Genomic DNA, 24,215 nt, shown 5'->3' with positions numbered 1-24,215 from the left:
CACCGACGACGCTCACGCCCATCTATGCGCCGATCTGCCCGAAGTAGCCGTGCTGCGCCTGGCCGACGCCGAGGAACTCCCCCCCCGGGCCCGTCGCCCACCCCGGACCGGACAGTGCCGCATACCTGCTCTTCACCTCCGGCTCGACCGGGCTGCCCAAGGGGGTGGAGGTGTCACACCGCGCCATCGTCAACACCGTCGACGCGATGGGGGATCAGTTCGGCGTCGGTCCCGGCGACCGCACGCTGGCGATCTCCGCCCTCGACTTCGACCTCGCCACCTACGACATCTTCGCCCCGCTGTCCACCGGTGGGCAGGTGGTCGTCGTCGGCCAGGAGCACCGGCGCGACGCCCACCACTGGGCACACCTCGTCCGCGAGCACAAAGTCAGCATCGTCCAGTGCGTTCCCGCACTGCTGGACCTGCTCATGGCGGCGGGCGGGGACGCGGGACTCGGTGACAGGCTGCGCCTGGTCCTGCTCGGCGGCGACTGGGTCGGGCTCGACCAGCCCGCCCGGCTGCGCGCCCTCGTCCCCGGCTGCCGCTTCGTGGCCCTCGGCGGCATGACGGAGGCCGCCGTGCACTCCACCGTCTTCGAGGTCGACGAGGTCGACCCCTCGTGGAAGTCCATCCCCTATGGCGTGCCGCTGCGCAACATGCGGGCCCGCGTCGTGGACGGGCGTGGACGCGACTGCCCCGACCAGGTGCCCGGTGAGCTGTGGATCGGCGGCCCAAGCGTCGCCACCGGCTACCGCGGCGATCCTGAGCGCACCGCGTCCCGGTTCGTCGAGCATGACGGCGACCGCTGGTACCGCAGCGGTGACCTGGCCCGCTACCGGCCGGACGGTGTCCTGGAGTTCCTCGGCCGCGCCGACCACCAGGTGAAGATCGGCGGGCACCGCATCGAACTCGGCGAGGTCGAAGCGGCACTGGAAGAACATCCGGACGTGCTGCACGCGGTGGCCACCGTGCTGGAGACCCCGGTCCGCCGCCTGGCGGCGGCCGTGTCGGTCATATCGCCCACGGGCGGCCGCCCCGACCCCGGCCTCCTGCGAAGCCGGGCGGCCGAACAGCTGCCCGCCTACATGCTTCCCGAGCATGTCCTGGTCATGGACACGATGCCGCTCACCTCCAACGGCAAGCTCGACCGGGCGGCCGTGCGACATGTCCTGACGACCTCCGCACGCGAGCACCCCGTAGCGGCGCAGGCCCCGTCCGGCCCGGTGGAGACCGTGGTCGCGGGCGTGTGGGCCGAACTCCTCGAGGTGCGCGACGTGAGCCGCGGCGACGGCTTCTTCACGCTCGGCGGCGACTCGCTCATCGCGACCCGCATGATCGGCCGGCTGCGCGCCGCCGGCGTCGGCGGGGCCCGCGTGGCCGCGCTCTTCGCCAACCCGGTCCTTCGGGAATTCTCCGCGCTGCTGACACTGCGGCCCGACACCCCCGGCCCGGACACCGCACCGACCACCGTTCTCTCCTCTGACCCCGGCCACGCCTACGAGCCTTTCGCCCTCACCGATGTCCAAGCCGCCTACCACACCGGACGCGACCCCGGTTTCACCCTCGGCGGTGTCGGAACCTGGCACTACAGCGAGTTCGACGGCGCGCAGGTCGACCTGGGACGGCTGGAGCGGGCCTGGCAGACCCTCATCCGACGGCACGGCATGCTGCGCGCCGTCGTACGAAAGGGCACGCAACAGGTGCTGGAGACCGTCGCACCGTATCGGATCGACTGCCAGGAGAGCGACGCCGCCGGAGCCGACGAGGCCCTCGCCGCCCTGCGCGAGCGGATGTCCCGCCAGGTCCGCGACCCCGGCCGCTGGCCGCTCTTCGCCGTCGCGGCGGTGCGCTACCCCGGCCCCTCGGGATCGGTCCGGACCAGGCTCGCCGTCGGCCTGGACTACATCGTCCTGGACGCACTGTCGATCACCACCCTGTACGCCGAGCTCAACGCCCTGTACGCCGACCCCGACACCTCGCTGCCGGCCGTCGAGCTGTCGTTTCGCGACTACCTCACCCAGCTTCCGGCCGACCCCCGCTCCACCGAACGGGCCCGCGCCCACTGGCAGGCACGGCTGGAGGAACTACCCCCCGTCCCCACCCTGCCCCTGGACCGCAACCCGGCGCTGCTCGAGACGCCCAGGTTCACCCGCAGGCAGCTGCGCCTGGACGCCACCGCCTGGCGCACCGTCAAGGAGCGCGCCGCCCGGCACGGCCTGACACCGTCCACCGTGCTGCTCGCCGCCTACGGGGAGGTCCTGGCGACCTGGAGCGGAACCGACGCCCTCACCCTCACCCTCACCCTGTTCAACCGGCGCGAGGTGCACCCGCACGTCCACCGCGTCCTGGGAGACTTCACCTCCCTGTCCCTGGCCGCCTACCGCCGCTCCGACGGCGGCTGGCTGCCGGCCGCCGCCGCGCTGCAGCAGCGGCAGGCCGAAGACCTCGACCACCAGGATGTGCCGATCGCCTGGCTGCTGCGGGAGTTCGCCCGCCGTGCCGGCACCCTTGACGCCGCCGCGCCGGTGGTGTTCACCAGCGCGCTCGGCGTCGGCGACGCCGGACTGTCCGCCCCGGCCTCGGGCTTCCCGCGCAAGGTGTGGGGAATCTCCCAATCCCCCCAGGTCATCTTGGACAACCAGGTCACCGAGGAATCGGGCGAGCTGGTCGTCACCTGGGACGCGGTGGAGGAACTGTTCAGCGACGGCGTGCTCGACGCCATGTTCGCCGCCCACACCCGGCTGATCCACCACCTGGCCGACGGCGACTGGACGGCACCGATCCCGGACCTGCTGCCCGCCGCGCAGCGGCAGCGGCGTACGGCGGTGGCGCTGGAGGAGGAGGGCGACCCCGTCACACCCCGGCTACTGCACGAGGCGTTCTTCGAACGCGCCGCCGCCGAACCGGACCGGACGGCACTGGTCACCTCCGAGGGCGGCACCACCAGCTACGGCGCGCTCGCCGACGGGGCGCTGCGCACCGCCGCCGCCCTGCTGGAGCGCGGCGTGCGGCCAGGCGACCTCGTCGCAATCAGCCTGCCCAAGGGGCCCGAGCAGATCACGGCCGTGCTGGGCGTTCTGGCCGCCGGCGCGGCCTACGTCCCGGTCGGCCTGGACCAGCCTGCCGCCCGCCGCGACCGGATACGAACCGCCGCGGGAATCGGCCTGACCCTCGGCGAACGGCCCGCACCACCGCAGGCCGACACGCAGGCCGACACGCCGGACGACACCGGGGCACACCAGGTGATGTCCCTTCAGGAGGCGCTGAGCCATGAACCACTGGAGCGACCACGTCACATACCGGTCGACGCGCTCGCCTACGTGATCTTCACGTCCGGGTCGACGGGTGAACCCAAGGGAGTGAAGATCTCCCACGCCGCGGCCTGGAACACCATCGCCGACATCGGAACGCGCCACGACATCGGCCCCGATGACCGCGTGTTCGCCCTGTCCGCGCTGGACTTCGACCTGTCGGTCTACGACATCTTCGGGCTGCTGTCGGCCGGCGGCTCACTGCTGCTGCCCACCGACGAGCTACGACACGAACCCCGGCGGTGGCCCGAACTCGTGCACCGCCACGACGTGACGGTGTGGAACACCGTGCCGGCGCTCCTGGACCTCCTCCTGGACGCGGCGCAGCACGCCGTAGCCGACACCGGAGCGCTGCGAGGGCTGCGCGTCGCGCTGATCTCCGGCGACTGGATCGGCCTGGACCTGCCGGGCCGGTTGCGGGCACTCACCGCGCGGCCCTGCCGGTTCGTCGCCATGGGCGGCGCGACCGAGGCGTCGGTGTGGTCCAACACCCTCACCGTCGAGAAGGTGGACCCCAGCTGGGCATCCATCCCCTACGGGCGCCCGCTGACCGGGCAGCGCTACCGCGTCGTCGACGGCTTCGGCCGCGACTGCCCCGACTGGACGGCCGGCGAACTGTGGATCGGCGGCGCGGGGCTGGCCATGGAATACCTGGGCGATCCGCGCCGCACCGCGGAGAAGTTCCCCACCCACGACGGACAGCGCTGGTACCGCACCGGCGACCTGGGCCGCTACCGGTCAGACGGGCTCCTGGAGTTCCTCGGCCGGCTGGACAACCAGCTGAAGATCGCCGGGCATCGCATCGAGGCCGGCGAGGTCGAGGCGGCCCTGGAAGCCCACCCGGACCTCTCCCGGGCCGCCGTGGTGGCCGCAGGAGAGCGCACCGCCCGGCGGCTGGTCGCCTTCGCCGTTCCCCGCGAGCTCCCCGACGATCCCCCCGCCGGCCACGACGCCCCCGGCCCGGCCACGACGCGGCTCCTCGACCGGCTCCATCGCTGGCTCGCCGAGCGCCTGGCCGCCTACGCCGTGCCCTCCCGGGTGCTGCTGCTTCCCGCGCTACCGCTGACCGCCAACGGCAAGGTCGACCGCGCCGCGCTGGCCCTGCTGGCCGCCCGGGACATCCCCTCGACCGATGCCGAGCCGCCCCAGGGGGAGGTGGAGACCGCCCTCGCCGGGCTGTGGGACGCCCAGCTGCCCGGTTCGGCGCTGGACCGCAACGCCAACTTCTTCACCACCGGCGGAGACAGCCTGTCCGCGATCCGCCTGGTGTCAGCGATCGAACGCCGTTTCGGGGCCGGCGTCACGATCCGCACCCTCCTGGCCGCACCAACCATTGCCGCGCTCGGCGCGGAGATCACCGCAACGGTCACCGGCGCGACCGACATCGAAATCGGAGAACTGTGAACATCACCGAGCTGCTGGCCGGATACGCACGTGACGGCGTGCTCCTGTGGGCCCAGGACGGGCAACTGCGCTTCCGGGCCCCCAAGGGCTTCCTCACCGACGAGCGGCGCGCCGAGCTGCGCGCCCACAAGGACGCGATCCTGCGGCACCTGGCCGACACGCAGGAGAGCCGCCCCCTGCAACACGACGAGGCCGGCCGCCACGACGCCTTCCCCCTGACGGGCATCCAGGCCGCCTACCTGATCGGCCGGGCCGACGCCTACGCCTACGGCGGTGTCGCCTGCCACGCCTACGTCGAGCTGGACTACGCCGAACTCGACACAGACCGCGTCACCGCCGCCTGGCAGAGCCTGATCGAACGACACGACATGCTGCGCGCGGTCGTCCACACCGACGGATACCAGCAGGTGCTGCCGAAGACCCCCGAACTGCAGGTCACCGTCACCGTCACCGACACCACCGGCGCGGCGCAGGCCGACGCCGCCCTGAACGACGCCCGCGCCAGGATGTCACTGCGCCGGGGGCCCACCGACCGCTGGCCGCTGTTCGACGTGCACATCACCCGGGCCCCCGGGCGGGCCGTGCTGCACCTGTCGTTCGACATGCTCACCGTCGACCACGCCAGCCTGCGCATCCTGCTGGCCGAGTTCCACCGCCTGTACCGCGACGACACCGGCGCACCGGCCCCGCTCGGCATCACCTTCCGGGACTACGTCCTGGCCCGGCGAGCCCTGACCGACACCCCCGCCTACTCCCAGGACCGAAAGTACTGGACGGCGCGGTTGGAGGAGCTGCCGCCCCCGCCGGAACTGCCGACCGCCGAGACCTGGGCCGCCACCGAACACCCAGATGACGGTGACGTCCGTTTCCGCCGCCTGGAGCGGCTGCTGCCGGTGGCCGCCAGGCAGCGCCTGACCGAGCGCGCCGGACGGCGTGGACTGACCGTCTCGGCGGTGTTGCTCACGGCATACGCCGAGATCGTCGGCCGCTGGTCGCGCACCGCGCGCTTCACCCTCAACGTGCCGACCGTGGACCGCCCGGCGTTGCACGAGGACATCGGCCGCCTCGTCGGTGACTTCACCTCGGTGGAGCTGCTCGCCGTGGACCTGACCGCGCCGGCCTCCTTCACCGAGCGGGTCCGAAAGACCGGCGCCCAGCTGCTGGAAGACCTGCAACACCCGCTGTTCACCGGCTCGGAGGTGCTGGCCGAGTTGTCGCGCCGGGCCGGCGCCCCCGTGCTGATGCCGGTCGTCTTCACCAGCGCCCTGGGCTCCGGAGCACCGGGCGGCATCCCGCCGGAGGTCTCCTACGCACTCACCCAGACTCCGCAGGTGTGGCTGGACTGCCAGATCATGGAGCGGGGCGAGACGCTGGTCATGTCCTGGGACATCCGCCAGGGCGCCCTGCCCGACGGCGTCGCCGAGGACATGTTCGGCGCCTACGTCACGCTGGTCGAACTGCTGGCGGCCGAAGGCGCCGAGGCCGAGGACGCCTGGGAGCAGCCGGCCCGCGTCGAACTGCCCGCAGCGCAGGCGGCCCGCCGGATCGAGGTCAACGCGACGCAGGGCCCGTTGCCGGACTCGCTGCTTCACGAGCCGCTCCTGGCCCGTGCCCTGGCCACCCCCAACGCGGTCGCGGTGCAGTCCCCGGACCGCACCCTGACCTACCGTCAGCTGCTCGGACGGGCGGCGCAGGTGGCCGACCTGCTGGTCGCAGCCGGGCTGCGCCCCGCCGAACCGGTGGCCGTCTGGATGGACAAGGGCTGGGAGCAGGTCGTCGCCGTGCTGGGCACGCTGCTGGCCGGCGGCGCCTACCTGCCCGTCGACACCGCGCAGCCCCCGGCCCGCCGCGACACGATCCTCGCCGACGCCGCCGTCCGCACCGTGCTGACCCAGTCCTGGCTGGCGGAGATCGACGATCTACCGGACGGCGTGTCGGCCGTCGTGGTGGACCGGCTGCCCGAGGCCGCCGCACCCAACGCCGCCCCGGCGCGCCGCGCCGCCCCCGGCGATCTGGCCTACATCATCTACACCTCCGGCTCCACCGGCACGCCCAAGGGGGTGATGATCAGCCACCGGGCCGCCCTGAACACGGTCCAGGACATCAACCACCGCTACACCCTCACCGCCGACGACCGCCTCCTCGGCATCGCCGCGCTGGGCTTCGACCTGTCGGTCTACGACCTCTTCGGCCCGCTGTCGGCAGGCGGCGCGCTGGTACTGCCCGAGGCCGGACGCCGCGGCGACCCCTCTCACTGGGCCGACCTCATCTCCGCCCACGGCATCACGGTGTGGAACTCGGTGCCCGGCCAGTTGCAGATGCTCTGCGACTGGCTGCGCTCGGAGCCTCCCGGCCAAGACGGCACGCTGCGCCTGGCCCTGCTGTCTGGCGACTGGATCCCGGTCACCCTGCCCGACGAGGCACGGACGACCCTGCCCGGCCTGGAGGTCATCTCCCTGGGCGGCGCCACCGAGGGCTCCATCTGGTCGATCGCACACCCCGTCGGCGCGGTGGACACCGACCGGCCCAGCATCCCCTACGGCCGTCCGCTGACCAACCAGCGCCTCACCGTGCTCGACCACGCCCTGCAGCCCCGGCCCGACTGGGTCGCAGGCGAGCTGTACATCGGCGGAGCCGGAGTGGCCTTGGGCTACTTCGGCGACCCGGCCCGCACCGCGGAGCGTTTCATCACCGATCCGGCCACCGGTGAGCGGATCTACCGCACCGGTGACCTGGGCCGCTACCTGCCCGAGGGGGACATCGAGTTCCTCGGCCGCGAAGACGCCCAGGTGAAGATCCGCGGCTACCGGGTGGAACTCGCCGAGATCGAGGCCGCCCTACAGGCACACCCCTCGGTAGGTGCGGGGGCGGTCCTGGTCGACGACTCCGCCTCGGGTGGGCGCCGCCTGGCCGCGTTCGTCGAAACAGCACACCACACAGCACACCACGGGTCCGACGAGCCCCCACCCCCGTCCGCCGCCCGTGCGCGCCAGGCCGCGGCACGCGCCGTACGCGAGGCCTCCGCCAAGATCGACACCAAACGACTGACCGCCTTCCTCGATGCGCTCGACGAGGTCGCGCTCTCGGTGATGAGCCGGGTGCTCACCGGCGCCGGGCTGTTCGCCGGTACCGCCGGGCACACCGCCGAGGAGATCTACACCGCGCTGCGCTCCACCCCACGTCACCGCCACGTCGTACGCCGCTGGCTGCGCGCACTCACCAGCCGGGGCCGGCTGTCGCACGACGACGCCGCCGCGACCTTCGGCGGGCTGCACCCGACCTCCGCGGCGGATCTGGAGCACGCCTGGCAGCGGGCCACCGCGCTGGAACGAGAGGTCGGCTGGAGCACCGAACTGCTCGGGGTCATGCGCACCTGCGCCGACCGGCTGCCCGAACTCATCACAGGCGACCTCGACATCCGCGCGCTACTCTTCCCCGGGGCGGCCACGCAGGCCGCCGATGCCGCCTACCGTGACAACCTGGCCATCCGCCACCTCAACCGGGCCCTCGTGGCCGCGGTGCGGGAGATCGCCGCCGATCACGCGGGCGAGGAGCGGCTGCGCGTGCTGGAGGTCGGCGGCGGCGTCGGCGGCACGACCGGCGAACTGGTGCCGCTCCTCGCCGAATACGGCGTGGACTACGTGTTCACCGACCCGTCGGCGTTCTTCCTCAACGAGGCACGTGAGCGCTTCGCCGACCACCCCTGGGTGCGCCACGAACGCCTCGACGTGGACGACGACATCCGCGACCAGGGATTCATCCCCAACTCCTTCGACGTCGTGGTGTGCGCCAACACCCTGCACGCCGCCTCCAACACCGAGACCGCACTGGCCCGGCTTCGTGAGCTGCTGGTGCCCGGCGGCCACCTGGTGTTCGTGGAGAACACCCGCGACGACCACTACCCGCTGCTGGTGTCCATGGAGTTCCTGGAGGTCGCCGGACGCACCTGGACCGACCACAGGGCGCACAACGGGCAGTCCTTCCTCACCCGGCCGCAGTGGCTGGACCTGCTGGACCGGCACGAAGCGGCGGACGTCATCTCGCTTCCGGAACCAGGCGACCCGCTGGCCGCCACCGGCCAGGAACTCTTCCTCGCCCGCCTGAAGGCCGACCGCGCCCACGTCACGGCGGGCGAGCTGACGCGCGGTGTGTCCACCCGGCTGCCCGAGTACATGGTTCCGTCGCTGTGGCAGATCGTCGACGCCCTGCCCCGCACGGCCAACGGCAAGACCGACCGCAACCGGCTGCGCTCCTGGCTGCCCCGCGAGGGCACGCAGGCGGCTCCGGCCGCCGACGAGCGGCCGATGGACGAACTGGAGAGCAGGCTCGCCGAGCTGTGGGCGCAGCTGCTGGCCGTGGAGCACGTCGGCCGCACGGACGACTTCTTCGCCCTGGGCGGAGACTCCCTGCTCGTGGCCCGCATGGTCGGCCGGCTGCGGGAGCGGATACCGCAGGCCGCCGACCTGGAGTGGGAGGTCGTGCTGAGGCACATGCTGCGGCGCCCGACGGTGGCCGGCCTCGCCGCCTTCCTGCGCGGCCTCACCGGCGAGTCTCCGGCCGACCGGCCCGATGCGCCCGTCGATCCCGTCATCCACCTGCACGGCGCCCGTTCGGCGGACGAGCCCACCACCGTCCTCGTGCACGCGGGAACCGGGACGATCATGCCGTACCGGGCGCTGGTCACCGAGATCAGGCGGCGCTCCCCAGGGGGCGCCGACGTCGTGGGCCTGGAGGTCCCCGGCCTCGACCGCTATCTGGCCGCCCCGCCCGAAGGACTCATCGAGCAACTCGCGGCCGACTACGCCCGCGCGCTGACCGCGGGCGGCGGGAGGCGCTTCCACGTCGTGGGGTACTGCCTGGGCGGCCTGATCGCCACCGAGGTGGCCCGCAACCTGTCCGAGTCCGGCGCCCAGGTGGAGAGCCTGACGGTCATCAGCAGCCACAGCCCGAGGTTCCGCCTCGACGACGAACTGCTGTCGGAGTACTCCTTCGCCGTGATGATGGGCATCGACCCGGCCGATCTCGGCTTTCCCGACGACCAGTACCGGGTGGCGGCCGCCACCGACGCCGTGCTGGCCGCCAGCCCCGGCGTCCTGCCCGACGGCGGACTCGCCGCCCTCACCGGAAAGTACGCCGACGTCGCCGCCTGCTTCCGGAACCTGGCCACGATACCCCGCGCCACGCGCATCGCCCGGATGTGCGAGGCGGTACCCGCCTCGGCCGGCAGCTACGAACCGGACCACATGACCCGGCTGTTCTCCGCCTACCGGCAGAGCGTCTTCGCCATCACCCGCTACACCGCCGAACCGTACGCCGGCGACATCACCTTCCTGCGGCACGACGGTGCCTACCCCTTCCCCGGCAGCAAGGCCGCCGTCACCGAGTACTGGCAGGAGCTCACCCTGGGCGATCTGGAGATCGTCGACATCGGCGGCGACCATTTCAGCTGCCTGTCGGTCGAGCACGCCCCCGCGGTGCTGAAGATCCTCACCGAGCTGACCGACGGCGCGGTGACCCGATGACCGGCACGCGGGTCGTCGGGGTGCTGGGGGCCTCCGGCGCGGTGGGCCGGGCCGCGGTCCGCGAACTGCGCGACCTCGGCCACGGCGCGCTGCGTCTGGGCGGGCGCCGCATGGACGCGCTGCGGGCCGTGGCCGACCAGGAGCTCGCCGGTACCGGTGACATCGTCCGGACCGACGTCGAAGACACCACGAGCCTGGCCGCCTTCGCACAAGGATGCGACGTCGTCCTCAACTGCGCCGGCCCGACCTACCGGCTCAGGGCCACCGTGGCCTCGGCCGCGCTGGCCGCCGGAGCGCACTGCGTCGACGTGGCCGGCGACGACCCGGCCGCCGAAGACCTGCTCAACGACGGCGACCCGGCCCGCGAGGGCCGGACCGTGATCCTGTCCGCAGGAACGCTGCCCGGTTTGTCCGCCATTCTGCCGCGCTGGCTCGCCCGCCAGGACCTGGACGACGTATCAACGCTGACCGCTCACTGCGGCGGCCTGGAGTCCTGCTCCCCGACCGTGGCCACCGACCTGATGCTCTCCCTCACCGCGGGCGGCGCGAACGGCGCCGCCTACGGAGAGCCGCTGGCCGCCGTCCGCGGCGGCCGCCGCCTCTCCCGAGCGCTGCGGGCCGTCGAGGACGCCGAAATCCCCTGCTTTCCCGGCCGGGTGGCCGTGCAACCCTTCCTCAGCGGCGAGAGCGAACGCCTCGCCACGCGTCTCGGGCTGGACCGGGTGGACTGGTTCAACGTCCACCCCGGCCCGCAGGTACGCGCCCTGCTGAACCTGCTGCCGGGCCGCCTCGCCACCGGAGCCGACCTCGGCGAACTCGCCGCCCGGCTGATCCTGGCCGCCGAACTCGACCTGGCCGGACGCGCGCCCTACTACGTGCTCGACTTCCAGCTGACCGGCACCACGGCCGGCCGGCCCGCGCGGCGTCGGCTGACGGTACGCACCGCCAGCAGTTACCGGCTCACCGCCGCCGTCGGGGCGCTGGCCGCAGACGCGATCCTGCGCGCGACCGTCCCGCCCGGCGTGCACTTCGCCTGCGATGTGCTCGACCCGGACACCGTCGCCGACCGGCTCCGCGGCGGCGGGGCCGCCGATCGGTTCGAGCTGTCCAGGTCCGCCGACGATCCGGCCGAGGAGGGCGTCCTGTGAACGGGCACCCCCCGCTGCGGGTGGTCGTCTGCGGCACCAACTTCGGCCGCTTCTACGCCGAAGCCGTCCTGGCCCACCCCGGCTACACCTTGGCCGCGATCCTCAGCCGCGGCTCCGCCGCCTCCCGCGCCTACGCGCGACGCCTCGGCGTCCCCCACCACACCGAGGTCGACCAGCTACCGGATGACATCGACGCGGCGTGCGTCGTGGTCGGCTCATCGATATCGGCAGGAGAGGGAACCGCACTGGCCAAGGCCCTGATCGGCCGCGGCATCCACGTCCTGCAGGAACACCCCGTTCATCTCGACGAGCTGACCGAATGCCTGAAGCTCGCCCGCCGCCACCGCGTGCAGTACCGGCTCAACACGCACTACCCGCACGTCGAGCCGGTGCACGCGTTCACCCAGGCCGCCCGCAGGCTCACCGGCCAACAAAAGCCGCTGTTCGTCGACGCCGCCACCCCTGTCCACCTGATGCAACCGATGGTGGACATCCTCGGGCGGGCACTCGGCTCGCTGCGCCCGTGGCGATTCACCGACCCCTTGGCCCTGCCCGCGGAGTTCGGCACACAGCCGTTCCGCCTCCTGCAGGGAGTGCTCGGCGGGGTACCGCTGACCTTGCGGGTCCACCACCAGCTCGACCCCTCCGACCGCGACAACCACGCCCTGCACTGGCATCGGGTGTCGCTGGGCACCGAGGGCGGGGTCCTCACGCTGGCCGACACCCACGGGCCGCTGCTGTGGAGCCCACGACTGCACGTCAACCGGGACGCCGACCGCCGGTTCGTGCTCGAGGGGCCGGGCACCGACAACCTCGACCTCACGACGACCTCGGTCATCGGCGGCACCGAAACGTTCCGCGAGGTGTTCACCGAGTTGTGGCCCCAGGCCGTCGGCCACGCGCTCGACGGGCTACGCGAGGCCATGGCCGAAGGCGAAGACGTACTGCGGGCGGCGCAGTACGACCTGACAGTGTGCCGTATCTGGTCCGATCTGGCCGCACGGCTCGGGCCACCACAGATCATCCGGCCTCCCGCGCCACGCCCCCTTCCGGCCGGCGAACTGTTCCCCGCTCCGCCGGCCCCGGCTGAAGCGCGAGAACCGATCCCCTCACCCGAACCCCCCACCGACACCGGATCCCGGCCGCTCCCCCCATCGGAGTCGTCCGCGGGCACCGAGGCGGCGCCTCCGTACACGCCGTCGGCCGAGTTCTTCGATCTCATCGCCACCGAACACACCGCCGGCGCGAGCGCCCCCGCCGTCGCGCGAGCACTGGCCGGCGCGGACCTCTCGCACGGACCGGTGCTCGACATCGGAGCCGGTACCGGCCTGCTGACCGAGGCCGTCGCCCGGGCCCGGCCCGACGCGGAGATCTTGGCCTGCGAACCGGCCACCGGCATGCGGGCCGTCCTGACCAGCCGCGTCTTCAGCGACCCGTACCTGCGCCCCAGGGTGACGATCACCGCTGACGCGGCTCCGGAGCTGGAGCTGCCCGACCGCGTCAGCGCCGTCCTGCTGTGCGGTGTACTCGGCCACCTGGACGCCGGGCAACGCCGGCGGCTGTGGGAGCGCCTGCTGCGACGCCTGTCCCCCAAGGGTGTCGTCATCGTCGAACTCCTGGGGGTGGAAAGGCCTCTGGTCCTTCCCGAGGCCCGGATGGCCACCGCCCGAGCCGGTCACCACCGCTACGAATGGTGGTTCTCCGGCGCTCCCGACCATGACGACTCCGCCACGATGCGGCTGCACACCACCTGGCGGGTGTACCGGGACGACGAGGACATCCCGCTACGCGTGGTGCACGACTCCTACCGATGGATTCCCTTCGGGCTGCGGCAGGTGGCCGAGGAGTCCGGGCTGCACGCGCGGCTACTGCCCACCCGGCCCGGTGCGCCGCCGCTGGCCGAGCTCACCCGGCAGCCGGTCGTTGCCTCCCCTGTCCCCTCCCCACGCCCCGTTCTCCCCTGACCCCCTTCTCTTTCTCCCCTCCTCGCCAACGACGAAGGACGACCGATGAACCCGCCCACGCCTTCCAGCGTGCCCTCCACCCCCGCGCCTGCTGCGGGCGAGGCCACCTCCCCTGTAGCGGACGCCACTCGCCCGCAGAACTTCCCCATCCGCCGGGGCTGCCCCTTCTCCGCCCCCGAGGAGTACACCCGCCTGCGCACCCTCGAACCCGTCGCCCGGGTCACCCTGCCCACCGGACGCGAGGCCTGGGTGGTCTCCCGCTACGAGGACGTCCGCGAACTGCTCGCCGACCCGCGAATCAGCGCCGACATCCGCCGCCCCAACTTCCCCGCCCTCGGCGAGGGCGAGCAGGAAATCGGGGCCCGGCTGCGCCCCTTCATCCGCACCGACGCCCCCGAACACACCCGCTACCGCCGGATGCTGCTGCCGGAGTTCACCGTCCGCCGGATCCGCGCCATGCGGCCCGCCGTGCAGACCATCGTGGACGGCCTCCTGGACTCCATGCTCGCGACCGAGGCCCCCGTCGACTTCGTCCCCCTCTACGCCAACGCCGTCTCCACCTCCGTGATCTGCGAACTGCTGGGCATCCCCGCAGAAAACCTGGAGTTCTTCCGCGACGTCACCCGCATCTCCGGCTCCCGCCACAGCACCGCCGAGCAGGTCGCCGAGGCACTGGGCGCACTGTTCGCCCTGATCTCCGACCTGGTGGCCCAGCGGCAGGAGCAGCCGGGCGACGACCTGCTCTCCAAACTCGTCGTCAACCACCTGCAGACCGGCAACGTCACCCTGCCCGAACTGCTGTCCACCGTGGGCATCACCATCAACGCCGGACGCGAGACCAGCACGAACATGATCGCTCTGAGCACCCTGCTGCTTCTCCAGCGGCCGGATCTGATGGAGGAACTGCGAGCCGACCCCTCCCTGATGCCGGCCGCCGTCGATGAGCTCCTGCGGGTGATGTCGATCGCCGACTCCATCCCGCTGCGGATCGCCGCCCAGGACATCGAGATCTCCGGCACGGTGATACCCGCCGACGACGGCGTCATCGCCCTGCTGGCCGGCGCCGACCACGACCCCGAGCAGTTCCCCGACCCCGACCGGATCGACTTCCGCCGCCCGGACAACCACCACGTCGCCTTCGGCTACGGCGTCCACCAGTGCATCGGCCAGCACCTGGCCCGGCTGGAGCTTGAGGTGGCCCTGGAGACGCTGATCCGCCGCGTGCCGACGCTGCGCCTGGCAACCCCGGACGAGGAAATCGACTTCAAACACGATTCGGCCACCTTCGGCATCGAGCGGCTGCCGGTGACGTGGTGAGTACCCATCCCGGCGTGCCCGCCCCGCCGGCGCCGCGGCGTCTCGGCCCGTGGATCCGGTGCTGGAGCCCGCGGCCGGCAGCCCGGCTACGGCTGATCTGTCTCCCGCACGCCGGTGGCGGCGCCGGTTTCTACCGCCCCTGGGCGGCCCTGCTGCCGCCAGAGATCGAGCTGTGGGCCATCCAGTACCCAGGCAGGGAAGACCGCTTCGAAGATCCCCCGGTGGACCGGATGGACGAGCTGGTCACAGCCGTCACCGATGCCTTGGTGCCGCTGCTCGACCGCCCCTACGCCCTGTTCGGACACAGCATGGGCTCGGCCGTCGCCTGGGAGGTGGCCCACGACCTGCGGCGCCGCGAGGCGCTCGGCCCGCGACGGCTGTTCGTGTCCGGCCGCGAGGCCCCGGGCACCGCCACCGTCGGTGAGGTCCACCGGCAAAGCGACGACCTCCTGTGCCGGGAACTGCAACGGCTCGGCGGCACCAGCGACGACGTGCTGGCCGATCCCGATCTGCGCCCGGTGGTACTCGGCTACGTGCGCAACGACTACCGCCTCATCGAAACCTACCGCCCGATCTCCCGGCCCCCGCTGCGCTGCCCGATCGAGGTGTTCACCGGCGAGGCCGATCCGGAGCTGACCCCGCAAAGCGGTCGCGACCGAGCCGGCGGATGGGCGGATCTCACCACTGCCCGCACCGAGATCCACACCTTCCCCGGCGACCACTTCTACCTCGGTCCACGACGCCGGGAGGTCATCACGGCAGTACTTCGACGTCTGGATCCGTCGCTGGCCATGGGCGCTCACCGGTGGCCCAGCACCCCCTGACCATCCGGCCGCGCCCGCACAACCAGGAGAACCCCATGATCGACTACTACTCGCCCTCGGCCGAGTTCTACGAGATGGTCGCCACCCGCCACACCGCCAGCAGCGGACCACCGCTCACCCGTGTACTGGCCCACGTCGACATCTCCTACGGCCCCGTGCTGGAAATCGGCGCCGGCACCGGCCGGATCACCGAGGTCATCGCGTCCGCGCTGCCGCAAGCAGAGATCATCGCCGCCGAGCCCTCCGCCACCATGCGGGCCGTCCTCACCTCCCGAGTCGCCCGGGAGGCGGACCTGCGCCGCCGCGTCACCGTCGTCGACGGCTCAGCGCAGGACCTCGAACTCCCCGAACGGCTCTCCGCAGTAGTGATCTTCGGCGTGGCCGGACATCTCACCGCCACCGAACGCGGCGCCCTGTGGCGGCGGCTCCGCGACCGGCTGCCCGACGGCGGTCTCATCGTCGTCGAGCTGATGGGGGTCTCCGCTCCACGCCTCATCCCACCGGTGATGTCCCTGCGAGAGACCATCGGCCGCCAGACCTATGAGTGGTGGATCAGCGGTGAGCCCGCCCAGGGCGACGCCATGCGATTCACCACCACCTGGAAGGTCCTGCGAGACGGTCGCACCATCCGCGAAATCACCGACAGCTACGACTGGCACACCCTCGACGTCACCCGGCTCGCCCGCGAGGCGGGAATGACAAGCCGCCGCATCACCGAGGCCGGCGGCCAGGCCATCCCCGAAATCGGAGTCCTCGTCAAATGACCCAACCCACCTCACCTCGGGACCCGCAGCAGTCCGACGCATCCGCGGCCTCCGGCACGTCCGATGACACCTCCCCGGGCCCGACCCCGCCGGATGCCCCGAAGGTGCCGCCATTACGCGGCATCCTGCACCAGGTCCGGGGCCACCTCGCCCTGGCCGTCGTCCTGCAGGCCGCCGGCGCACTGGCCGGAGTCATCCCCTTCATCGCCGTCGCCCGGATCGCCGTCCACCTCACCGACGGCTCTCCTCCCCTCGGCGACGACCTTTGGCCGCTGGTCACCCTCGCATGCCTCTCCGGACTCGCAGCCCTGGTCCTCGGATCCGCCGCCGGGGTGATCAGCCATCTCGCCGACAACGACCTGCAACTCGCGCTGCGCCGCCGACTGGCCAGGCACACCGGTCGCCTGCCACTGGGATGGATCACCTCCAAAGGTGCGGGGGAAATCAAACGCGCCGTACAGGACGATGTGCACGCGCTGCACACGCTCGTCGCCCACACCCTTCTCGATGTCACCGCCGTCCTCACCGCCCCCGTTCTCGCGCTGGTCTACCTGTTCACCCTCGACTGGCGGCTCGCGCTGCTCAGCATGCTGCCCCTGGCCCTCGGCGCCTACCTGTTCAGCCGAGCCATGGCCGGAGCGGCAGCACAGATGGCCGAGTACGGAGCAGCCCTGGGCCGGATCTCCTCAGCCGCCGTGGAGTTCTCCAACGGCATCGCCGTTCTGAAGACCTTCGGCCGAAGCCGTAAGGTCCACGAACGCTTCCTAAACGCCACCGACGGTTTCTCCGACTTCTTCACCTCCTGGGTCCGCACCACGCTGGTCACCTCGACCGCGGCCCTGCTCGTCGTCTCCCCGGCCGTCGTCCTGCTCCTACTGGCCGTGCTGGGAGCCGTGTTCGTCACCGGCGGATGGACGACCGCCGCGGACCTCATACCGTTCATCCTGCTCGGACCAGCCGTCGCCGCCCCCATGAGCGTGGTCGGCCCCCGGATCCAGCAGATCCGGGCCGGCCAGGCGGCCGCCACCCGGATCTCCGCGCTGCTCGACACGCCGGTCCTGCCCCAGAGCGCGACACCCGCCACCCCGCAAAACTCCCGCATCTCGATGCGCAAGGTGTCCTTCTCCTACGACAGCCGCACCGACGCCCTAAGCGGCATCGACCTCGACCTGGAACCCGGCACCGTCACCGCGCTCATCGGCCCCTCCGGATCGGGCAAATCCACCCTCGCCTCGCTACTTCTGCGTTTCCACGACGTCACGGCAGGCGCCATCACCATCGGGGGCGCCGACATCCGCGACATACCCGCCGCCGACCTCTACCACCACGCCGGCTTCGTCCTGCAAGACGTGCGGCTGCTGCGGGCCTCCGTCGCCGACAACATCCGCCTCGGCCGCCCCTCCGCCGACGACGACCAGGTCGAACAGGCCGCCCGCGCCGCCCAGATCCACGACCGGATCACCGAACTGCCCGCCGGCTACGCCACCGAGGTCACCACCGGCGTCTCCTTCTCCGGTGGCGAACGACAACGCCTGTCCATCGCCCGCGCCCTGCTCGCCGACGCCCCCGTCCTCGTCCTGGACGAGGCCACCGCATACGCCGACCCCTACTCCGAAGCGCTGATCCAGAACGCGCTGTCCACCCTGGCCACCGGTCGCACGCTGCTCGTCATCGCCCACCGGCTGGCGACCATCCGCCACGCCGACCGGATCGTGGTACTCGACGGCGGGCGGATCATCGAACAGGGCCGCCACCCGGACCTGCTGGCCACCAAAGGCCGCTACGCCCGGCTGTGGAGAGCCCAGGAGACAGCACAGGCCGACAGCGAAACAGCCCCCACCCCTACCCCGGCCCCGACGGCATCAGCCCTTCACGACAGCCCCGACGCCTCCCCGGAGAAAACCTCACGATGATCCGTCATCTCTACCGAACCCTCGGACCCGAGGGATCCGGTTTCTTGAACCGTCTCCTCGTCGTACTGGCAGGGGCCGCCATCCTCCAGGGCCTCGCCTTCACCCTGCTGGTGCCGGTGCTGCGTGCCCTGCTCGGCGAGAACCCGGGAGAGATGTGGCCATGGCTCGCCGCCCTGACCGTCTGCTCACTGGCCTACGCCACCCTCCAAGCCGTCGCCTTGAGCAACGGCTTCACCGTCGGCTCCCGGCTCTCGCGGGTGCTGCACCGGCGACTCGCCGACCGCGCCCTCGACCTGCCCATCGGCTGGTTCACCCCCGGACGAGCCGCCGAACTCAGCCGCCTGGCCAGCCAAAACGTCATCCAGGTAATGAACATGCCAGCGCACCTGCTGCGTCCGCTGACCAGCTCAGTGCTCACCCCGCTCACCATCGTGGCCGCCACCTTCTTCTTCGATGGCCGGGTCACGCTCGTGCTACTGCTGTGCGCGCCGGTGCTGCTGGCGGTACACCTGTGGAGCACCTCCGTGATGAGCAGGCTGGATCGGAGACGCGACGGAGCGATCGGCGAATCAGCCGACCGCGTCCTGGAGTTCGCGCAGAGCCAGCCGGTCCTGCGCGCCTTCGGCCGGACCGTCGACGGCTACAGGGCACTCGACGACGCCCTGGTGGCCGAGTCGCGTGCCGACCGCCGGCTGATTCACCGCGGCATACCGGGCCTGGTGTCCTTCGCCTTCGCCACCCGCACGGTCTTCGCCCTCCTGCTGGCCTTGGGAGTCTCCTGGACTCTGGGCGGCTCCATGGATGTGCCGACCCTGCTGGCCCTGCTGGTGCTCATCGGCCGACTCACCGACAGCCTGTCCAGCGCGGCCGACCTGGGCGCCGGGATACGGATCACCCGCAACAGCCTGGAACGGCTCGACGCCGTACTCGGCCGTCAACCGTTCCCGCAACCAACCGAACCCCGGCTGCCACACGGAGCCGACGTGGAATTCGACGCGGTCCGCTTCCGCTACCGGCAAGACGCCGTAGGCGGCTCCACCTCCCCCACCGATCCGGAGGCCGAACTGCTCTCCGACGTGAGCTTCCGCATCCCTGAGCGCAGCATGACCGCTCTCATCGGACCGTCCGGCGCCGGCAAGACCACCGTCGCCCGACTACTGGCCCGCTTCTGGGACACCACCGGCGGCACGGTCCGCATCGGGGGAGTCGACGTCCGCGACATCACCTCCGAGGACCTGGCCGCGACCGTCTCGATCGTCTTCCAGGACGTCTACCTCTTCGAGGGCACGATCGAGGACAACGTCCGCATCGGTGATCCAGACGCCAGCGAGGAGAAACTGCGCCGCGCCGCGGTCATGGCCGGGCTGGACCAGGTGGTGGAGGAAATGCCCGACGGCTGGACCACCCGGGTCGGCGAGGGCGGTACCGCCCTGTCCGGCGGACAACGTCAGCGTGTCTCCATCGCCCGCGCCCTGCTCAAGGACGCGCCGATTCTCATCCTGGACGAGGCGACCGCCGCGCTCGACCAGGAGAACGAGGCCGTGCTGACATCCACGATCCAAGCCCTGGCCGCCGAGAAAACACTGCTCGTCATCACCCACCGCCTCAGTACCGTACTGGCCGCCGACCAGGTGCTCGTCATGGAAAACGGGCGGATCACCGAACGCGGCACGCACCGGCAACTCACCACCGCCGGCGGCACCTACGCCGACTTCTGGCGACAGCGCACCAACGCGGGCGGCTGGCGGCTGGAAGTGGCCCCGTGACCACAGCGGCCCCGACCGGCGCGTCCACCGAAGCACGAGAACACCGCACGGCAAGGAGCACAACGATGACCGCCAGACAATCCGAACCATGGGCGGACTGGGCACGGGCCGTACCCGCCCTCACATGCACAGCCCTACTTCACACCCCGGACGAACCGGCCCGCACGGCCGTGCACCTCGCCAGAGCCGGCCTCGGCGAACAGTACACCGTCTACGAGCACGCCGGGGTCTGGTACTTCGCGGCAGGCTCCGCCGTCACGCTCACCGCGGACGCGACCGAGGTCGTCGCCCGCGCCGACGGACACACGTGGACCGCGGCCACCGAAGGCCGACCACTGGACAGAATCACCGAAGCACTCACAGCACTCGGGAACGGCGCTACCGAAACCCGTTATCTGTACGGATGGGCCACCTTCGAACTCGCCCACCTGCTGCACGGTGATCCCACCGCCGCGGGAACGCAACCACTCCTGTCGTTCCTGGTTCCCTGCGTGGAGGTAACCCTCAGCCCAGGGAAGGCCGAACTGCGAGCCGTCGACGAAGCCTGGGCCGCGAAGGTCACGGCCCTGCTCCAAAACCCGGACGACCCCGTTCCGGTCGATGCGACGATGACCACACCGGCCGCAACGGAAGCCGAACGCCTCATCGCCTCCGACGCGTCCGCATACCACCACGCCGTCGCCCGCAGCATCGCCGACATCCACGCAGGCCTCCTGGAAAAAACCGTTCTGTCTCGGATCGTGGTACTGCCCGAAGGAAACGAGCCCGACTTCGCCGCCTCCTACCTCGCCGGGCGCCGAGCCAACACCCCCGCGCGTTCCTTCCTGCTGAACCTCGGCGGCCAGCGAGCCGCCGGCTTCAGCCCAGAGACCATCGTCGAGGTAGAGGCGAACGGCCGGATCCGCACCCAACCACTCGCGGGCACCCGATCCCTGGGACCCGACGTCGCCGAGAACGACCGCCTGCGCGACGAACTCCGCACCGACCCGAAGGAGGTGCACGAGCACGCGATCTCGGTACGACTGGCCGCTGAGGAAATGGAAACGATCTGCCGGCCCGGCTCGGTGGTGATCGAGGAGTTCATGACGGTCAAGGCACGTGGCTCGGTACAGCATCTCGCGTCCCGGGTCGCCGGGCGGTTGCGCGAGAACCTGGGCCCCTGGTCGGCGTTCGCGGCACTTTTCCCGGCGGTCACTGTCACCGGCGTACCGAAGAGCGCAGCCCTCGCGGCCCTGAACCGCCATGAACCCGAACCCCGAGGGCTCTACGGCGGAGCGGTGTTCCGAGCGGGAACCGACGGCTCACTGGACGCGGCACTGGTCCTGCGCACGCTGTTCGCGCATGGTAACCGCACCTGGCTCCGTGCCGGGGCAGGCATCATGGGCCAATCCACCCCGGAACGCGAATACGAGGAGACCTGCGAAAAGCTACGAAGCGTCGTCCCTCACCTGCGGTTCCATCGCAGGTGAGGGAGCCGCATGTTCCTCGGGCATCGGACTTACTCGTTCAACTTCTACGCCCCCGAATCCTCTCCGGCACGGCCCCAGCCCGATGCGTTCGCGTGGTTGTAGAGTCCGCCTACACCTCCTCGTCCAACCGGCTCGTAGCGTCTTCGGTGGCCTGGCTGGAGGACGCCCGGCCTGCACTGCTACATCCCGGCGCATCGCCGGGATGACTTTTGCTTGTTGAGATTCGGTCTTTAGTCGACTGTGCTTTTATTGATCTTGAAACCGCCGAACGCCTTTACGTTGTAGATTTCTAGAGGAGGTTCGGCCCGGGCTGCCGGGACGGCCTTCCACAATGGGGCGCATGCCCGAGCTTCGATCCGGTCCGCGCGGCGTGTGGGCCGACGACGAGAGCCCGTCCCCCGACTCCTGGGGACGTACAGGTTCGGCGGGCGGCGCCCTGCCGTGGGGCTTCGCGCTCGTCATCGTGCTGCTGGTGGTGGGCCGGTTCGTGCTCGCGCCGTATCTGACGGCGCCCGCGCTGCAGACGTGGGCCACGATCTTCGTGGCGATCTGTGTGCATGGTCTTCGGGGTGGCGCTGTCGGCGGCGATCACCGCGTTCGTCCCGGCGTCGTTCTGGACCAGGGCACTGCCCGCTAACCCGGCCATGGCCGTGCCGGTCGCCGGGGTGCCATGGCTGGCCATCCTGGTCATGGCGCTGCTGTCGATCTGCTCGGAGGCCGACGCGTTCGTGGCGGCCTCGATGACCGCGTTCTCCCCCACCGCGAAGCTGGCCTTCCTGGTGGTCGGGCCGATGGTCGACCTGAAACTGATCGCGCTGCAGGCCGGCACATTCGGCAGGGCCTTCGCGGTCAGGTTCGTCCCGGTGACCTTCGCCCTCGCCATCCTGGTGAGCACCCTCTTCGGGTGGTTGCTGCTATAGGCTCCCCATCACCGTCCCCTCGCTCCGCACCCCCAGGCACGCCACGGCTCGGCCTCGGGCCCCGGCACGATGGAAGGAATCCGCGCCCCCCGATGAACCGTGTGACCCAGAACCTCGTCCTGACCCTGCTGGGCGGCGCCGTGCTGCGGATCTCGGCGTTCTCCACGACCTACCTCAACTACGTCAAACCCGGCTTCCAGCCATTCCTGATCGGCGCCGGGGTAGTGCTGGTGGGCCTTGGGGTCATCGGGCTGCTCCAGGCGTCCCGGATGAAGGAGAACCCACCCCAAGACAAACCACGCGACCATTCAGACGGCCACGATCACTCATCCGCCGACAATCGCTCGCATGATCGCGACCGGTCCGACGGTGACGGGCACGACCACGCGCACGGCGGCCCCCGGGTCTCGTGGCTGCTGTGCCTGCCGGTGTTCGCGATCTTCCTGATCGCACCGCCCGCGCTGGGCTCGTTCGCCGCCTCCCGCGAAGACACCCCACCGCCCCGCGACCAGACCCTGAGCTCCTTCACCCCGCTCACCGGCACCGGCGCCGTGGAGATGACCATCGGCGATTTCATCGGCCGCGCCTGGGACGACGACAAGAAGTCCCTCACCGACCGCGAGGTCAAACTGACCGGCTTCGTCTCCCCCGCGAAGAAGAAGGGGCAATGGTACGTCACCCGCATGCAGATCGCCTGCTGCGCCGCGGACGCGTTCCCCCTGAAGGTCGCCGTCAGGGGACTGCAGGCACCGCCCACCGACACCTGGGTCGAGGTCACCGGCATCTGGATCCCGCAGACCTTCGGCAAGATGACCACCGGCGTCATCTACCCCCAGCTCACCGGCAAGAGCCTCACGAGGATCGAGCCCCCCGACGAGCAGTACGAGTAACGCCAAAAAGCATGTACAAGCTCAGGTTCCCCTCCCCGAGCATGGTCGGCCACCAGGGGTCCCGGTAGTCCTGTCGAAGAATCCAACACATATAGCTCTGAGCTGCGGTGATGCAGGGATCGGCGCAGGGGCCTGAGATCGTTTCCGCTACGTTCTGTTCCGGTTTGTCCGGTCTAGAGCGTGGGGTGGTTCGGTGTCGGAGAAGATGTTCTCCCGCGAGCAGTTGGAGCAGTTACGGTCGTTCCCGGATATCGGCCGCGATGAGTTGATCACGCACTTCACGTTGACGCCCGCGGATGTGGCGTTCGTGGATCCGGGACGGGGCCGAGGCCCGGCCGATCGGCTGGGGATGGCCGTGATGGTCGCGACGCTGCCGTGGCTTGGGTTTGTGCCCGATGAGGTGGGGTCGGCTCCGCCGGAGGCGGTGGCCCGGCTGGCGATCGCGTTGGGCCTGCATCCAGGGGCGCTACGGGGATACGGGCAGCGGGCCCAGACCCGGTCCGATCATGTGGGCCAGGTCACCAAGTACCTGGGCTGGAAACAGGCCGCGACCGATAGCCAGGAGATGAAGGAACTGGAGCAGTTCCTGACCGACAGGGCCATGGAGCACGACTCCCCGACCTTGTTGTTCAACCTGGCCCGCGAGTATCTGATGTCGGCGAAGGGGATCCGGCCTGGGGCGATCGCGTTGGCGAAGATGGTCGGCACGGCCCGGGCGGCGGCGGGAGAGTTGACTTCGCACAAGGTGGCCCACTTGCTGACCGAGCAGGTGCGCTGGGATTTAGATCTGCTGCTGAAGGTCGATGCCGGGCTGGGATGCACCCGGTTGGAGTGGCTGACCAAACCAGCGGTGGAGGCCTCCGCCACCGCGGTGAAGACCTCGATCGACAAGCTGGTGTGGCTGCGCGCGATGGACGCGCACCAGTTGGACCTGTCGGCGCTGCCGAACGAGCGGCGCCGGTTCCTGGCCCAGGTGGCGCGCCGCTCCACCAACCAGGGGCTG

Annotated in this window: 11 protein-coding genes and 2 pseudogenes; all 13 read left to right on the top strand. The window is 71.0% G+C overall.

All coding sequences use genetic code 11. The features are described 5' to 3' along the window. Positions 1 to 125 precede the first annotated feature (125 nt). A complete protein-coding gene (locus ABZU75_RS12235) occupies positions 126 to 4,715 on the top strand; it encodes an amino acid adenylation domain-containing protein (protein WP_355552660.1) in 4,590 nt (1,529 codons plus the stop codon). Continuing rightward, the gene (locus tag ABZU75_RS12230) at positions 4,712 to 10,237 is read left to right on the top strand and encodes an amino acid adenylation domain-containing protein (RefSeq protein ID WP_355552617.1); all 5,526 of its coding nucleotides are present in this window, start codon (positions 4,712 to 4,714) and stop codon (positions 10,235 to 10,237) included. Before ABZU75_RS12235 ends, ABZU75_RS12230 begins: the two co-directional genes overlap by 4 nt. Next, on the top strand, positions 10,234 to 11,385 hold the full coding sequence (locus ABZU75_RS12225; RefSeq protein ID WP_355552614.1) for a saccharopine dehydrogenase NADP-binding domain-containing protein: 1,152 nt from the start codon (positions 10,234 to 10,236) through the stop codon (positions 11,383 to 11,385). Before ABZU75_RS12230 ends, ABZU75_RS12225 begins: the two co-directional genes overlap by 4 nt. Then, positions 11,382 to 13,349, top strand: a complete 1,968-nt coding sequence (locus tag ABZU75_RS12220) for a Gfo/Idh/MocA family oxidoreductase (protein ID WP_355552611.1) — start codon at positions 11,382 to 11,384, stop codon at positions 13,347 to 13,349. The genes ABZU75_RS12225 and ABZU75_RS12220 overlap by 4 nt, the downstream gene beginning before the upstream one ends. A gap of 45 nt (positions 13,350 to 13,394) precedes the next feature. Continuing rightward, positions 13,395 to 14,666: a cytochrome P450 gene (locus ABZU75_RS12215; protein WP_355552608.1), complete on the top strand. Its 1,272-nt coding sequence runs from the start codon at positions 13,395 to 13,397 to the stop codon at positions 14,664 to 14,666. Further along, positions 14,663 to 15,490, top strand: coding sequence for an alpha/beta fold hydrolase (locus tag ABZU75_RS12210; protein WP_355552605.1), 828 nt, complete (start codon positions 14,663 to 14,665; stop codon positions 15,488 to 15,490). The genes ABZU75_RS12215 and ABZU75_RS12210 overlap by 4 nt, the downstream gene beginning before the upstream one ends. Beyond that, complete coding sequence (locus tag ABZU75_RS12205; RefSeq protein ID WP_355552602.1) at positions 15,472 to 16,254, top strand: class I SAM-dependent methyltransferase; 783 nt, start codon at positions 15,472 to 15,474, stop codon at positions 16,252 to 16,254. The genes ABZU75_RS12210 and ABZU75_RS12205 overlap by 19 nt, the downstream gene beginning before the upstream one ends. After that, a complete protein-coding gene (locus ABZU75_RS12200) occupies positions 16,251 to 18,167 on the top strand; it encodes an ABC transporter ATP-binding protein (protein ID WP_355552599.1) in 1,917 nt (638 codons plus the stop codon). The genes ABZU75_RS12205 and ABZU75_RS12200 overlap by 4 nt, the downstream gene beginning before the upstream one ends. Positions 18,168 to 18,211: 44 nt before the next feature. Continuing rightward, positions 18,212 to 19,933, top strand: a complete 1,722-nt coding sequence (locus ABZU75_RS12195) for an ABC transporter ATP-binding protein (RefSeq protein ID WP_355552596.1) — start codon at positions 18,212 to 18,214, stop codon at positions 19,931 to 19,933. Positions 19,934 to 19,998: 65 nt separating this feature from the next. Further along, positions 19,999 to 21,402 carry a salicylate synthase gene (locus tag ABZU75_RS12190; RefSeq protein WP_355552593.1) on the top strand — a complete coding sequence of 468 codons (1,404 nt, stop codon included), beginning with the start codon at positions 19,999 to 20,001 and terminating at the stop codon, positions 21,400 to 21,402. A gap of 340 nt (positions 21,403 to 21,742) precedes the next feature. After that, positions 21,743 to 22,322 (top strand): annotated as a pseudogene (locus tag ABZU75_RS12185) (permease). A 92-nt stretch (positions 22,323 to 22,414) separates the two neighbouring features. Further along, entirely contained in the window at positions 22,415 to 23,212 is a 798-nt protein-coding gene (locus ABZU75_RS12180; RefSeq protein ID WP_355552590.1) for a TIGR03943 family protein, read from the top strand. A gap of 205 nt (positions 23,213 to 23,417) precedes the next feature. Then, positions 23,418 to 23,909: pseudogene (locus tag ABZU75_RS12175) on the top strand (DUF4158 domain-containing protein); the annotation flags it as partial. Positions 23,910 to 24,215: the final 306 nt, after the last annotated feature.

This window comes from Streptosporangium sp. NPDC005286, assembly GCF_040607515.1.
In the GTDB taxonomy this organism is placed as follows: domain Bacteria; phylum Actinomycetota; class Actinomycetes; order Streptosporangiales; family Streptosporangiaceae; genus Streptosporangium.
The sequence above is the reverse complement of the archived record's forward strand: the minus strand, read 5'-3'. Positions and strand labels throughout refer to the sequence as shown.

What these genes read in the sequence shown, in the direction of transcription:
- ABZU75_RS12215 (WP_355552608.1), top strand. Translation starts at nt 13,395, where the DNA reads ATGAACCCGCCCACGCCTTCCAGCGTGCCCTCCACCCCCGCGCCTGCT.
- ABZU75_RS12225 (WP_355552614.1), top strand. Translation starts at nt 10,234, where the DNA reads ATGACCGGCACGCGGGTCGTCGGGGTGCTGGGGGCCTCCGGCGCGGTG.
- ABZU75_RS12180 (WP_355552590.1), top strand. Translation starts at nt 22,415, where the DNA reads ATGAACCGTGTGACCCAGAACCTCGTCCTGACCCTGCTGGGCGGCGCC.
- ABZU75_RS12200 (WP_355552599.1), top strand. Translation starts at nt 16,251, where the DNA reads ATGACCCAACCCACCTCACCTCGGGACCCGCAGCAGTCCGACGCATCC.
- ABZU75_RS12190 (WP_355552593.1), top strand. Translation starts at nt 19,999, where the DNA reads ATGACCGCCAGACAATCCGAACCATGGGCGGACTGGGCACGGGCCGTA.